Source organism: Mesorhizobium sp. B1-1-8, from assembly GCF_006442795.2.
Taxonomy (GTDB): Bacteria; Pseudomonadota; Alphaproteobacteria; order Rhizobiales; family Rhizobiaceae; genus Mesorhizobium.
The window spans coordinates 1,986,713-2,000,333 of the sequence record NZ_CP083956.1 but is presented as its reverse complement, the minus strand read 5'-3'; the positions used below and the strand labels follow the sequence as shown (position 1 = coordinate 2,000,333).

Here is a 13,621-nt window from a genome sequence, read left to right as displayed (position 1 = left end):
AGCCAGCGTGGAAAAGCACGTGGAATCCGTCCGATCGGGCCTGAACGGCAAGACGGCCGGCCTTTCCATGCGCCTGCTCGGGCCGCTGGCGATCACCCGCGACGGCGTTCCCGTCCCCCTGCCCGCATCGCGCAAGCTGCGCGCGCTGCTGGCCTATCTGGCGCTCGCGCCGCACCCTGTCGGCCGCAGCCGCCTGTGCGAGCTTCTCTGGGACGTGCCGAACGATCCGCGCGGCGAGCTTCGCTGGTGCCTCAGCAAGCTCCGCGGCGCGCTTGACGAGCCGGACCTGCGCAGGGTCGAGACCGAAGGCGACGCGGTGGCGCTTCGCCTTGCCGATATGCGCGTCGATGCGGTGGAAGCCGCCGCGGGGGTGGCGGAAGGCATCGAGACGCTGAGCCTCGAGCGGTTGCGGGCGCTTTCGCAGCTTTTCGCCGGCGACTTCCTCGATGGCCTGGAGCTGGATCGCAGCCCGCATTTCGGCAATTGGCTGACCGCGCAACGCCGCCGTTTCAACTCATGTCATGTCGCGGTGCTGGAACACCTCATCGGCCTTCTCCCGCCCGAGGCCGATGAGGCGGCCGCCTATATCGACGAATGGCTGGAGCTTGCGCCCTTCGACGGGCGTGCCCATGTGGCGCTGCTGGAGAATCTGGCGCGGCGTGGACAGATCGGCGCAGGCGAGGAGCATCTTGCCACTGCGGCACAGCTCTTCGAATCCGAGGAATTGGATTTCACATCCATACGCGACGCCTGGCGCGAGATCAGATCCCGGCAGCGGCAATCCAGCGCCACGCCATGCGCCCGTCCGGTGCCGGGCCTGCCGCAGGCGCCGATCGCCCTGGCCGAGTCCAATGATACAGCAGCGACGCGCCGGGCCTCGCTTGCGGTGACGCCGTTTGCCGAGGACGCCGGCGGCAATTTTCGCGGCGGGTTGGCCGACGGCTTGACCCACGACATCATCACGCGCCTCGCCAAGCTGCGCGATTTCTTCGTCATCGCCCGCGGTTCGGTCTTTGCGCTGGCCGAGAAGGACATCGCGCCGGAGGACGCCGGGCGCCGACTGAACGTCGACTATGTCGCGACCGGCTCGGTCCGCAACCTTGCCGGCCGTGTGGTCGTTTCGGTCGAGCTCGTCGAGGTGCGCACGGCGCGAATCGTCTGGGCCGAGACCTTCGAACGCAAGCCGGATGACATCTTCATCGTGCTTGACGATATCGGCGACAGCATCGTTTCCTCCATCGCCGCCGAGATCGCGACGGTCGAGCGCAACCGCGCGCTGCTCAAGGCGCCCAATTCGCTCAACGCCTGGGAAGCCTATCATCGCGGGCTCTGGCATATGTACCGCTTCACCCGCCAGGAGAACGAACTGGCGCAGCACTTCTTCGGCGAGGCCTTGAAGCTCGACCCCACTTTCGCCCGCGCCTATGCCGGCCTCTCCTTCACCCATTGGCAGAGCGCCTTCCAGCGCTGGGGCGATCGCGACCGCGAGACGGCGCTTGCCTTCGAAAGCGCCGGCCACAGCCTGCTGGTCGACGACCGCAATCCTGCCGCGCACTGGGCGATGGGCCGGGCATTGTGGCTACGTGGCGAGCAGGACGGCTCGCTGCTCGAACTGACCAAGGCCGTCGACCTCAGCCCGAACTTCGCGCTAGGCCATTATGCGCTGTCCTTCGTGCACTCGCAGTCGGGCGATCCCCAATCGGCGATCGGCTCCTCCGACCATTCGCGCCATCTCAGCCCCTTCGATCCGCTGCTGTTCGGCATGATGGGGGCGCGTGCGATGGCGCATGCGCGGCTGGGAGAATTCGACGCAGCCGCGGAATGGGCGCTCAAGGCCGCTGCCCGCCCCAACGCCCATGTCATCATCCTGGCGATCGCCGCGCACTGCCTGGCGCTGGCCGGCCGCCAGGATGAGGCGCGAAATTTCGCCGCCGCGATCCGCAAGACGCTGCCGGATTACAGCGCCGATGATTTCATCGCGACTTTCCGTTTTGATCCGGAAGCGGAAGCCCTGTTCCGCAACGGCGCCAAGCGCATCGGCCTGAACTGAATAGACTCGGGTCGGGGTGCTTCAGATTCAGCCAGGCCGGCCTCACCTGAATATCAACAGACCCTAATGCACGAGCGGTCCGCTCGCCTTCCGCCACGCGTCGATGCCGCCCTGGATGTGGCGGGCGCTGGCAATGCCGACGTCCTGCGCCGCCTGCACCGCCATCGCCGAGCGCTCGCCGAAGGCGCAGTAGAACAGGAGCTGCTTGCTGGTCGACTTCGCCAGCTCGTGCAGCATGCCGCCGGCGGCGATGTTTTCCTGAAGCCGCGCATAGGGCAGATGGATCGCCCCGAGTATGATGCCGTGGCGTTCCCGCTCGGATTGCTCGCGCAGGTCGATCAACGCCACGTCGGGTCGTCCGACCAGCGCCAGCGCCTGTTCGGCGCTCACCGACCAGCCCCGGCTGGCGATCTCGTCCTGATGCAGGCCGACCCTCATATTGGCCGGCACGGCGACGTCCATCATCTTCGGATTGGACAGCTTCAGATTGTTCATGATCTCGACATACTCGTCGACCGACTTCACCTGCAGGCGCGGATTGAAGGCCTTTTCCTCGCCGATTGTCGACACGGTCTCGCCTTTATAGTCATGAGCCGGAAAGATAAGCGTCTCGTCGGGAAGCTTGAGCAAGCGGCCGAAGATCGACTCGTACTGCATGCGCGGGTCGCCGTTCTGGAAATCGGTGCGCCCGGTGCCGCGGATGAGCAGCGTATCGCCGGTGAAGACGCGGTCCGGCAGGATGAAGCTGTAGGAATCGTCGGTGTGGCCGGGCGTGTAGATGACGTCGAGCGCCAGCCCTTCGATGGCGAGCTTGTCGCCGTCCGCAAGCCGCATCGAGACGACGTCGGCCTTGGTCTGCTCGCCCATCACGGTGACGCAATGCGTTTTGTCGCGCAGCGCGCCGAGACCGGTGATGTGGTCGGCATGGAGATGCGTATCCACCGCCTTGACCAGCCTGAGATCGAGCTCATTGACCAGCTGCAGATAGCGCTCGACCTTCTCCAGCACCGGATCGATGATCAGCGCCTCGCCGCCCCGGCGGCTGGCCAGCAGATAGGAATAAGTGCCCGAAACGGAATCGAAGAGCTGACGGAAAATCATTTTGCCAATGCCCCGCTGCATGCGCAGGCCTTCGCGAACGCGATGTTCGCGCGGCTGCGATGCCAGTATAGGATTATGACGCTCTGCGACCAAGCGCCTATCGTCAGCCGATGACAGCGATTTTCCACGCAAGCAGGGCGACTATCGCCGCCGCAGTGAAAAGCGTTGCCCAGCCGTGCCGGCCAATGGCATGCAGCGCAAGGACGGCGAGCCCGGCACAAACGGCCGCGAGCGCCCCTTCGATATAGAAGATTTCATCGTTACTGAGGGGCGCGCCGGCCGCACCGCCGATCCTGAAGAATTCCAGGATCGACCGCACTGCGATGACCAGCAGCAGGCCAAGAGCGATTTGCGCGGCTCGCGGTTCGGACAGCCAGTTCCACATCCGCCTCACAGTCACCTGCCTGACGTCGCCCGCGTGATCCCCTACCGCCGCAGCACCGCGCTCAGCACGTCGCGGATGCCGATGGCGCCGACGAAGCGCGACTGATCGTCGAACAGCGCCACCGGTGCTGTCTGCGAACGGTGCATGGCCAGCATCACGGTCTTCAGCGAGGTGCCCGGATTGGCCCAGAACACTTGCGCCGTCTCCTCCGGTTGGGCCTCGACGTCGGCGCAGGAGACCCACACAGCCGGCTTGCCGTCGCGTTCGGCCGCCGCCACCAGGCCGTGCTCGTCGATCTTGAAGCGCGTCGTCTTGCGACGGTCGAGCCACACCCAGCCGTTGTCGCCCTGCTCCAGGTCGCGGCGGTCGCGCATGACGTTCCATGCCGTCAGCACCGACAGCGGGTTCACATTGGCGATGAAGTCGCGGACATAGTCGTTGGCGGGCCTGAGCACGATATCTTCCGGCGCGCCGGTCTGGACGATGCGGCCGCCCTCCATGATGGTGATATGGCTGCCGATCTTCAGCGCCTCCTCGAGGTCGTGGCTGACGAAGATGATGGTCTTCTTCAGTTCCGCCTGCAGCTGCAGCAGCTCGTCCTGCAGCTTGGTGCGGATCAGCGGATCGAGCGCCGAGAACGGCTCGTCCATCAACAGGATCGGCGCCTCGGTGGCGAAGGCCCGCGCCAGGCCGACGCGCTGCTGCATGCCGCCCGAAAGCTCATGCGCGTATTTCTTCGACCATTGGTCGAGATGGACGAGTTCGAGCTGCTTCTTCACCCGCTCCTTGCGCTCGGCTTCCGGCACGCCGGCAAGCTCGAGGCCGAAGCCGACATTTTCTTCCACCGTGCGCCACGGCAGCAGGCCGAACTGCTGGAACACCATGGCGACCTGCTTTTGCCGCAGCCGCCGCAAAGTCGGTTCGTCACAGGTGACGACGTCGACGGTGCGGTCGCCGTCCTTGACCAGCACCTGGCCGCGCGACACGACATTGAGCCGGTTGACGGCCCGAAGCAGCGTCGACTTGCCGGAGCCCGACAGGCCCATCAGCACCGATATCTCGCCTTCATGCACGGTGAGGCTGGCCCCGGCGCAGCCCAGCACATTGCCGGTCTTTTCGAGGATTTCGGCGCGCGTGGCGCCCTTGTCGATCAGTGCCAGCGAACCGGCCTGATCGGCGCCGAAGACGATGTCTACGTCCTTGAAATCAACCGCGACGGTCATTTCTTGCCTCCAACGCCGATGCGGGTCATACGGTCGAGCACGATGGCGAGCACGACGATGGCGAGGCCAGCCTCAAGTCCGAGGTCGATGCGGCGCGAGCCGAGTGCGCGGTTGATTTCCGTGCCGAGCCCGCCGGCGCCGATCAGCGCCGCGAACACGACCATCGACAGTGACAGCATGATCGATTGCGTCAGGCCCGCCATGATGGTGGGCAGCGCCGAAGGCAGCTCCACTTTCCACAGCAGCTGTTGCCTGGTGGCGCCGAAGGCCTCGCCGGCCTCGATGATCGCCTTGGGCACCGAGACCACGCCGAGATGGGTGAGCCTGACCGCGGTCGGGATGACGAAGATGATGGTGACGATCAGGCCGGGCGCGTTGCCGAGGCCGAACAGCGTCAGCACCGGGATCAGGTAGACGAAGGTCGGCAGCGTCTGCATCAGGTCGAGCACCGGCAGCATGACGCGATAGACCTTCGGCTTGTGCGCGGCCCAGATGCCGAGCGGCACGCCGATCGCCATCGCCATGGCGGCGGCTGCAACCACCAGGACAAGCGTCTGCACCGTCTGCTTCCACAAATTCTGGTTAATGATGAAGACCAGGCCGAGGAAGACGCCGATGGCGAGCCCGCGCGAGCGCTGCAGCAGCCAGGCGAGGCCGGCGATAACCAGCGCCAGCAATACCGGCGGCACCATCAGCAACAGGTCGACCAGACCGTCGAGGATGAAGTTCAGGCCGTTGGAGAAGGCCCGGAAGATGGTATCGAAATTGTCGGTGAGGAAGCCGAAGAAGGCCTTGCCCCATGGCCCGATGGGGATTTTGTGGTCAACAAGGAATTTCGAAATCGGATCCATCTTGCCCCCTCTCGGCCTCGCCGCGCTGCCGCACGGTCATCTTCTGGCAGCTTAACGCATGTCACGCAAAAGTGTGCAGCGGTTTTGGGAAAATGAAATGCGTAAAAACAGAGACTTAAAGCGCGCCGCTTGAGCCCGTTCAGCGCGGCGAACTTTAAGAAAAAGGGGCAGCCTTTTCCAGTGGCCGCCCCTTTTTGAGGTCATGCGTAATCCAAGCCGGGTCAGCTTCCGAGCGCGGTCTTGACGGCCGCAGCAGCATCGCCGCCATCGAAAGTGGTGACCCCGGCGATCCAGGGCTTCACTGCATCCGGATGCTTCTTCAGCCAGTCGGTGGCGACTGTTTGCGGATCGCCGCCCTTGAGGATGGCGTCCATCATCTCGCCTTCCATGTCGAGATTGAATTTGAGGTTGGCGACGAACTTGCCGGCATTCGGGCACTCGGTCATGTAGCCCTTGCGCACGTTTGTCGAGACGGTGGCGGCGCCGAAGCCGCTGTCGCCCATGCCGCCGAGATAGGTGATCTTCATGGCGCCCATCACCGGATGCGGTGTCCAGCCGAGGAAGGCGATCCATTCATTGTTCTTCATCGACTGCTCGGCCTGCGTCAGCATGCCGGCCTCGGAGGACTCGACCAGTTCGAAGCCCGAGAGGTTGTCGGCCGGGTTCTTGATCATGTCGAGGATGATGCGGTTGCCGTCATTGCCGGCCTCGATGCCGTAGATCTTGCCATTGAATTTGTCCTTGAACTTGCCGAGATCGGTCAGCGACTTGACGCCGGCATCGGCGACATAGGTCGGCACGACGATGCCGTAGCCGGCGCCGGCGAGGTTCTGGCTCACCGTCTCGACCGAGCCGTCGGCGGTATAGTCCTTGATGTCGTTGGTCATCGACGGCATCCAGTTGCCGAGGAACACGTCGAGATCCTTGTTCTTCAGCGACGCATAGGTCACCGGCACCGAAAGCTGGATCACCTGCGGCTGGTAGCCGAGCGCGGTGAGCAGCACCGAAGCCAGGCCCGTTGTGGCCTGGATGTCGGTCCAGCCGACGTCCGACAGGCGCACCGCCTTGCAGCTCGCCGGATCGCCGGCATAGGCGGCGCTCGTCGACAGAAACGCCGCCAGGCCGAGGCCGGCGACGAAGGTATTGATACGCGACATGAACTTTCTCCCATTTCAATTTTGCGGCAAAGCGAAGTCACGGTTCTTGCGCCCGCCTTGTTTCGTGAGCCAAACACCATTTTGATGTGGTTTCAAGCGGTTCCCCATCACGATCAACGGCGCGCACTGGCCATTCAGCGACATGCCGCCGCTTTTAAGCTGGACCGCTTTTCTAGTGGACGGAGCCTGCGCCCCCTTTCCCGCGCCTCTGCAAGTCGGCTTAAAGGGCCATGGCCAAGCTATACTTCAACTACGCGACAATGAACGCCGGCAAGACGACGATGCTGTTGCAGGCGTCCTACAATTATCGCGAACGCGGCATGACGACGATGCTGTTCGTGGCCGGCCACTACCGCAGGGGCGACAAGGGGCTGATCTCGTCGCGCATCGGCCTGAGCTCCGAGGCCGAGATGTTTCGCGACGGCGACGACCTCTTCGCCCGCGTCGCCGAGCACCATCGGCACCAGACCGTGCATTGCATTTTCGTCGACGAGGCGCAGTTCCTAGAAGAAGAGCAGGTCTGGCAGCTTGCCCGCATCGCCGACCGGCTGAACATACCGGTGATGTGCTACGGCCTGCGCACCGATTTCCAGGGCAAGCTGTTTCCAGGCTCGCGCGCGCTGCTCGCCATTGCCGACGACCTGCGCGAGGTGCGCACCATCTGCCGCTGCGGCCGCAAGGCCACGATGGTGGTGCGCCTCGGTCCCGACGGCAAGGTCGCGCGGCAGGGCGAGCAGGTGGCGATCGGCAAGGACGTCTATGTCTCGCTCTGCCGCCAGCACTGGGAGGAGGAAATGGGCAGGGCCGCGCCCGATGACTTTATCGGTTTTGTCCGCGCCTGAGACAGGAACCCTCGCCCGCCTGGCAAGCTTCGCCTGTTCTAATCTGCGGCCGCTCCGAGCGATAGGATGCGCAAAAACAAGAGCTTAAGGGTTGTTGCCTAAAGATCTTTAAATGCAATGCGCTTTATTCACGCCGTGAGTATGGTTCGCTCGACTTTCAAGAGCCCAGCCAATTCTTTTGTTTTGGCGTCCGCTCTTGTCTTCCGTCTTTCAATCCCTTGAAGCCCCACATATATTCCCCGCCACGTGCGACGAAACCGGATGCCGATGCGGGAGGCCCCTATGGCGACATTGCAGAATTTCGATGCCGAAATTGCCAAGACCAGGCAGGTTGTGCAGGATATGCGCACCAAGATCGAGCAGTCCGGTACCGTGCTCGACACGCTCGCCCAGGCCGACAAGAAGATCGGCGACGCCAATTTCGACATCGAGAACGCCCGCATCGAGGACGTGCTGAAGCAGCAGAAGGTGATGGAAGGCAACATCGCCGACCTTATCATCGGGCTTGAGGACGCCACCAACGTCTTCGGCGCCGAATTCGAGAGCATGAAGAACTATACCGGCTGGGAAAACTTCGTCGGCGTCTTTTCGGCGCAACGCAAGCAGCGCATGCGCACCGATCGCGTGCGCAACATGTCGCTGGCCGGCAATCTGCAGGAGCTCCTGGCGAAATCCGACACCATCGTCGGCATCCTCAAAGCGCAAAAGCAGATCCTCGACCAGCGCTACAAGACCTCTGAGGCCAGCCTGTCGCAGGTCATCGAACGGCGCAAAGCGACCATGTCCAACCTCGAAGCCGTGCAGAAGCGCATCGAGGAACTCAACCCGCAGCTGCTCGACATCGAGAACAGGATCGCCGCCTCGACCACCCAGAAGGAGCGCACCGAGCTCGAAGGCCAGCGCTCGAAAATGGCGACCGAATACAACGAGAAACAGGCCAAGGAGCAGGAATTGCTGGCCGAAAGCCAGACGCTGGAGCGCTACACCTCGATGTTCCAGACGTTCGTCGATTCGCTCAACAACCAGATCGCCGCGCAATCGACGCTGATCAACAAGCTGACCATCGACACCGAGCAGCGCATCGTTCTCTACAAAGCGCTGGAAGACTCGCTGAAGACCGCCGCCCAGCAGGATGTCGCCCACAAGATCAACACGCTGGGCAGCCAGGTCGACAACACCGCCGAGGAAACCATGGCCGGCATCGGCGCCGCCTCGCAGAAGCACATCGGCGACCTGCTCGAAATGCACGAGAAGAACATGGTCGCCAGCGCCGACATCCAGCGCCGCAAGAAGCTTGCCGACGACGCCTTCGCGCGCCGCTTCGACGAGGTGATGAAGAAGCATAATTCGGCGAACTACGTGCAGTCGTAAACGGCTGCACACGGGCACATAGGCATGACCCCCGAAAACGATGCGGCGGTGCGCTATTTTTCCGCCATCACGGCGGCGCTGAGCGGGCTCGAAGTGTTCATGCGCGACGACCGCTCGCCACTCTACCGGCACGGCATCGTCGCCAGGATCGTCGCCGAATACATCGCCCGGCTGGACACGTCCTTTGCCTGCTGGCGCAACCGTCTCGGCTTCATGGACACGTTTCGCATATCGCGCGCCGACAGCGGCTATCCGGTGTTCCAGAACCTGCTTGAACTGGAGAACGACCGCCGGCAGGCCGAGGCGCGGCTGGCCAACATCCCGCAGGCGGATGAACTGCGCGAGGAGATGGCCGACTTCATACTGCGCCACAAGGAATTTCCCGACGCGCTGCAGAAGTCGATGGCCGAGCGGCTCTATCTGGAAGACGTCAGGAGCGAGGCGACCTTCGGCCCCTTCATCCTGGCGCAGACGGCGAAGGTCTCGGTCAATCCCAAGACCATGCGACCTTATTACCTCGTCCACTGGGCCTCGTTCGACGGCAGCGCCAACCTGCCGCTCGTCTACATGGTGACGGTGGAGGACTCCTCCGAGAGCATGGTGCGCCAGCTCGTCGACGGCAACACCGGCAAGCTCAGCGACCGAGTCGACATCCCGCTCCCAGTGGATGGCCTGCTCAATCCCGAGCTTGCGCATCGTTTCGACGATTTCACGGAGAAGAATTCCGCCTACACGCTGTCGCCGGTGACCATCGCGGTCAACCTCGACAAGGATTTCGAGCCGCTGCACCCGAAACAGCTTCGCCGCGTCGTGCTTGGCCCGTTCTATTCAGCCGGCATCACCGAAAACAATTCGACGGTGACCGAGGTTCTGGCCAAGGTGCGCAAGCCGGAGAATGCCTGGCTGCTCACCTGGACCATTCAGGAAGTCTATTCCAAGAGCGAGAAGCCTGGCCGCAAGGGCCTGTTCTCCAGCGAGAAGACGACGCAGGAATTCTTCATCAACACCGACGATCTCGAAGCGGCGCGCCAGGGTGTGTCGAGCTACGAGAACCACGCGCTGATCCCGCATGAGGCCTACCAGGCGCTCTATGCCGAGGGCGAAGCGCAGAAGATCTTTTCCGGCTACAAGGTCCACATCCTGTCCAAGGGGCAGGTCATCAGCGATGTGTGACCGTCAAACCGCGGAGCATCCTTCATGGATACCGGCCTGACCACGATCTCGGAAGCAGCAATCGAAAAGCACCGCGCCGTTGCGCAGAGCTTCATCACCCGCATCATCGTGGTGGAAGATCCGGCACGCGAATCCGGCACCGCGCTGGCCGGCACCAACCGTCGCTTCGTCTCGACCGTTTCGGTCGGCTCCGTGCGCCGCACCCGCGAGGTCGAGCTGACGAAGACGGTCGCGGCGATCCATCCCGACGACCAGCTGATGAGCATTCCGCAGCATACGCTTTTGTTCCGCGCCCGGCGCGGCTTGGCGATCGCGCTGGCGATCTCGGATGTCTTTGCCGAGGGCTCGGACCTCGAAAGCCTGCAGGCGAAGAATGTCCGTGCTCCGCTCGAAGGCGATGAGGCAGCAACCTTCAAGAAGCTTTTGTCGGCCTCGGCTTACGTTTCCGCCTTCAGCTTCGCCTCCTATCTGTTCCAGTTGATCGACAGCGACGGTGAGGCACCCAACGACATCCCCGAGCCCGATTTCCTGTTCGACACACCGCAGGATGCGGTGAAGTCGGTCGTCGCCGGCCTCGACAAGGCGATCGCCGGTTCGAAAGACGACGCCGACCTGATGACCAGGGCGCGCGCCTTTGCCCGCGTCGCCATCGACGGGCTGTTGGCGCGCAAGGGCCGCTTCGACGGCATCGGCCCGTTCGAGAACGCCCATATCCGCATCAATGTCGACGACTTCACCCTCGACGGCTTCGACGTCGCGCCCGGCAAGCGCGCCAAGCCGCTGGTGATGACCTTCAAGACGCCGGAAGAGGTGGTCGGCAACCACATCGCCAAATACCAGTCCATCAAGCTGGCGAAAATGCTGATGGCTTATGATTTCGAGCGCGAGCTGAACCCATTCGTCGAACTCGGCGGCTTCCTCTTCACCTTCATCGGCGACGGCGCGCCAGGCACCGGCAAGACGACGCTGATCCAGATGATCGCCGGCCTCCTCAACGGCTATTGCCAGGTCGCCGGCTATCCCTTCGCCTATGAGAATTTCGGCGTCGACCAGATCTCGTCCTACCAGGGCAAGTCCGGCCAGAACTGCCGCCAGTTCATCAACAACGTGCTCAATCCGCGCGCCATCGGCTTCGGCACCATCGACGACATCGACCAGGTGGCGGCGCGCCGTTCGGACGATCGTGCGTCCGCCGGCCAGCAGGAGATCACCGGCGTGCTGATGGACGCCTTCGCCGGCGCTTCCACCGTGGTGCGCGGCAACTGCTCGTTCGGCATGTTTTCCAATTACCCCGAAAACGTCGACGATGCGCTGCGCCAGCGCGCCGGTGCCCGCTGGCTGGTCGACGGCCCGCAGAGCCGCGACGACTACATCGACATCTTCGTCCTGCTTGCCGGCAAGAACCACAAGATACCGCTCGGCGACCACGCAGTTTACGCCGCGCAGGAGATCCAGCGCGCAGTGACGGAAGCCTATGAAGAGCACGAGAAGCCGCGGGAAGACGGCCTGGTGAGGGTCTATGAGCGCTACATGAAGGAGAACGGCCAGCCCAAGACCATGGCCGACATTGGCACCTATCTGCACATGATCAAGGATGCCGAGCCCCGCTTCACCGGCCGCGCCATCAAGAATGTCACCGACGCGATAAAAATGCGCGCCATGGACGTCGAGCTGCCGGACGACTGGTTCGAGAAGCCGGACGCCTTCATGCACAAGAGCTACGATGACAAGAAGGCGATGATCGAGGAACTGCGCGGACCGTTCTCGATGGATATGGTCATGCAGGAGATCAACCGATACGCCGATTCCGAGTTCCGGTATTCCGACAAGTCCGATGACGCAGCCGTGGAGAAGCTGCTACGGGATGCGCGCCTGCGCGAGCGTGCGGCGCGCGAAATGGAGGAGTTGAAGAAGAAGGGGCTGTGGAATGCGTGAGCTGCGCCGACCTTCCCTTCTCCCCTTGCGGGAGAAGGTGTCGCCGAAGGCGACGGATGAGGGGTGCTCCAGGGAACTCCAGCGTTTCACTCCGCTGGAACACCCCTCATCCGGCTCGGCGCTATCGCGCCGATCCACCTTCTCCCACAAGGGGAGAAGGGAAGGCTGCCCCGCCCCTCATCCGCACTTCGGGCACCTTCTCCCCGTGAACGGGGAGAAGGAATAGTGATTAAAAAACCCGACCTTCTGCGCGACAACGAGCTGATCTACGGCCGGCTACTCACTGTGGACGAGCCGCATCTCATCCAGCGCTACAACAAGGCGCTTGCAGCCTTCGGTCTCAATCCCACCAAGTTGAGAAGCTTCCAGATCGACCGCACCGGCTTTTCGCCCGAGATCGCCGAGGAGTGCGGCGACTACGACTATCTCGATCCGAACGAAGTCAATCGCCGCTTCATCATCCTGACGCCATCTCAGGTCGACCTGCCGGTGGTTCACACCGCCTTCTCCAACACCTCGCAGCTGATGTTCGAGTTCATGTCCAAGAACCAGCGCGCCATCGACGCGTTGACCATCAAGGACGTTATCTACGGCGAGATCGAGGACTCGGTTCCGAAGGTCAACGACATCGAGGATTTGCTGTCGATCAGCCAGGTCGAATTCAAGGTGCTGTCGGCCGAGGACGTGCTCGGCAAGGCGGCCGAGCTCGGCAAGCTGGTCGACCGGCTGAAACAGGAGCCCGACGCATGGCGCGACAGCGCCATGCTGCAGCACATGGTCGATCTCGCCAAGGTCTGCGGCGACATCCGTGAGAACGCGCTGGTGCCCGACCAGGTGATCTTTCGCCACAATGCCTACTGGACCAGCCATTTCGGCGGGCTCTACGTGTTCGTGGATCCCGGCATGACGACGGTGATCAGCGATCCGGCCGCCCCCGGCTTCCGCCGCTCTCGGCCCTGGCAGGTGAGCTATCTCTCGATCAATGATGCCGACAAGGTGTTCAAATTCCTCGCCGCTACCGGCCGCATCGAACTGCCTCGCGCCTCCTGGATCGAAGCCTCCGGCTATCTCGAACATCGCGCCGAAATGGTGGTGCGCGCGCTGATCCGCGATGCCGAACCGAACCGCAACCTGACCGACGTCGACAAGGTCTGGCTGCAGACCTGGATCCTTGGCCATGCCGACCTGATCGCCAGGGACGGCAATTTCCCCTTCCTCAACGCCGCCAAGCGCGAAATCGCTCAATATGGCCATCTCAAGATCGAGGACGTAGCGCCGCCCCAGCGCTTCCTGGTCGTGCGCGGCAAGCCCGACCATCCCGACGCCTGGCTGACCAACCAGTTGATCTCGGATTTCGTGCCGCAGGACTTCGTGTCGCGCTACGTCTTCAACAAACCGGGCTTCTACAAGGACTATGACAGCTACAGCGACGCCTGGCGATCGCATGTTGTGGACGTTCTGAAAACCACATATTTGAAGGACAAGGTGGCGTTCCGCACGCGCCTTTACGGCTTGACTGACTGAGGGGTGACG

General features: G+C 63.0%; 11 protein-coding genes. 6 read left to right on the top strand and 5 right to left on the bottom strand.

All coding sequences use genetic code 11. The features are described 5' to 3' along the window. Positions 1 to 67: 67 nt before the first annotated feature. Positions 68 to 2,050, top strand: a complete 1,983-nt coding sequence (locus FJ974_RS09770) for a BTAD domain-containing putative transcriptional regulator (RefSeq protein WP_140530175.1) — start codon at positions 68 to 70, stop codon at positions 2,048 to 2,050. A 63-nt stretch (positions 2,051 to 2,113) separates the two neighbouring features. On the opposite strand, the gene FJ974_RS09765 is transcribed toward FJ974_RS09770, so the two are convergent. The 5 genes from FJ974_RS09765 to FJ974_RS09745 all read right to left on the bottom strand — a co-directional run bounded on the left by FJ974_RS09765 (position 2,114) and on the right by FJ974_RS09745 (position 6,767). Then, a complete protein-coding gene (locus FJ974_RS09765) occupies positions 2,114 to 3,151 on the bottom strand; it encodes an MBL fold metallo-hydrolase (protein WP_140530083.1) in 1,038 nt (345 codons plus the stop codon). A gap of 103 nt (positions 3,152 to 3,254) precedes the next feature. After that, the gene (locus tag FJ974_RS09760; RefSeq protein WP_140530081.1) at positions 3,255 to 3,536 is read right to left on the bottom strand and encodes a hypothetical protein; all 282 of its coding nucleotides are present in this window, start codon (positions 3,534 to 3,536) and stop codon (positions 3,255 to 3,257) included. Between the two features lie 41 nt (positions 3,537 to 3,577). Continuing rightward, positions 3,578 to 4,759: a choline ABC transporter ATP-binding protein gene (choV, locus tag FJ974_RS09755; RefSeq protein ID WP_140530080.1), complete on the bottom strand. Its 1,182-nt coding sequence runs from the start codon at positions 4,757 to 4,759 to the stop codon at positions 3,578 to 3,580. After that, on the bottom strand, positions 4,756 to 5,610 hold the full coding sequence (gene choW / locus FJ974_RS09750; protein ID WP_140530078.1) for a choline ABC transporter permease subunit: 855 nt from the start codon (positions 5,608 to 5,610) through the stop codon (positions 4,756 to 4,758). Before choW ends, choV begins: the two co-directional genes overlap by 4 nt. 221 nt (positions 5,611 to 5,831) lie before the next feature. Further along, positions 5,832 to 6,767: a choline ABC transporter substrate-binding protein gene (locus FJ974_RS09745; RefSeq protein WP_140530077.1), complete on the bottom strand. Its 936-nt coding sequence runs from the start codon at positions 6,765 to 6,767 to the stop codon at positions 5,832 to 5,834. 230 nt (positions 6,768 to 6,997) lie between these two features. Here FJ974_RS09745 and FJ974_RS09740 point away from each other — a divergent pair, with 230 nt between their 5' ends. From FJ974_RS09740 to FJ974_RS09720, 5 genes are all read left to right on the top strand, one after another. After that, complete coding sequence (locus FJ974_RS09740; RefSeq protein ID WP_140530075.1) at positions 6,998 to 7,609, top strand: thymidine kinase; 612 nt, start codon at positions 6,998 to 7,000, stop codon at positions 7,607 to 7,609. Between the two features lie 282 nt (positions 7,610 to 7,891). Next, complete coding sequence (locus FJ974_RS09735; protein WP_140530073.1) at positions 7,892 to 8,980, top strand: hypothetical protein; 1,089 nt, start codon at positions 7,892 to 7,894, stop codon at positions 8,978 to 8,980. Between the two features lie 24 nt (positions 8,981 to 9,004). Beyond that, entirely contained in the window at positions 9,005 to 10,153 is a 1,149-nt protein-coding gene (locus tag FJ974_RS09730) for a hypothetical protein (protein WP_140530072.1), read from the top strand. Positions 10,154 to 10,177: 24 nt separating this feature from the next. Continuing rightward, a complete protein-coding gene (locus tag FJ974_RS09725) occupies positions 10,178 to 12,088 on the top strand; it encodes an AAA family ATPase (RefSeq protein ID WP_140530070.1) in 1,911 nt (636 codons plus the stop codon). Positions 12,089 to 12,313: 225 nt separating this feature from the next. Further along, a complete protein-coding gene (locus tag FJ974_RS09720; protein WP_181177014.1) occupies positions 12,314 to 13,612 on the top strand; it encodes a DUF6638 family protein in 1,299 nt (432 codons plus the stop codon). Positions 13,613 to 13,621 lie beyond the last annotated feature (9 nt).

Excerpts from the sequence above, each read along its gene's own strand:
- FJ974_RS09725 (WP_140530070.1), top strand. The coding sequence starts at position 10,178 with ATGGATACCGGCCTGACCACGATCTCGGAAGCAGCAATCGAAAAGCAC.
- FJ974_RS09760 (WP_140530081.1), bottom strand. The coding sequence starts at position 3,536 with ATGTGGAACTGGCTGTCCGAACCGCGAGCCGCGCAAATCGCTCTTGGC.
- FJ974_RS09730 (WP_140530072.1), top strand. The coding sequence starts at position 9,005 with ATGACCCCCGAAAACGATGCGGCGGTGCGCTATTTTTCCGCCATCACG.
- FJ974_RS09770 (WP_140530175.1), top strand. The coding sequence starts at position 68 with ATGCGCCTGCTCGGGCCGCTGGCGATCACCCGCGACGGCGTTCCCGTC.
- choW (WP_140530078.1), bottom strand. The coding sequence starts at position 5,610 with ATGGATCCGATTTCGAAATTCCTTGTTGACCACAAAATCCCCATCGGG.
- FJ974_RS09745 (WP_140530077.1), bottom strand. The coding sequence starts at position 6,767 with ATGTCGCGTATCAATACCTTCGTCGCCGGCCTCGGCCTGGCGGCGTTT.
- choV (WP_140530080.1), bottom strand. The coding sequence starts at position 4,759 with ATGACCGTCGCGGTTGATTTCAAGGACGTAGACATCGTCTTCGGCGCC.
- FJ974_RS09765 (WP_140530083.1), bottom strand. The coding sequence starts at position 3,151 with ATGATTTTCCGTCAGCTCTTCGATTCCGTTTCGGGCACTTATTCCTAT.
- FJ974_RS09740 (WP_140530075.1), top strand. The coding sequence starts at position 6,998 with ATGGCCAAGCTATACTTCAACTACGCGACAATGAACGCCGGCAAGACG.
- FJ974_RS09735 (WP_140530073.1), top strand. The coding sequence starts at position 7,892 with ATGGCGACATTGCAGAATTTCGATGCCGAAATTGCCAAGACCAGGCAG.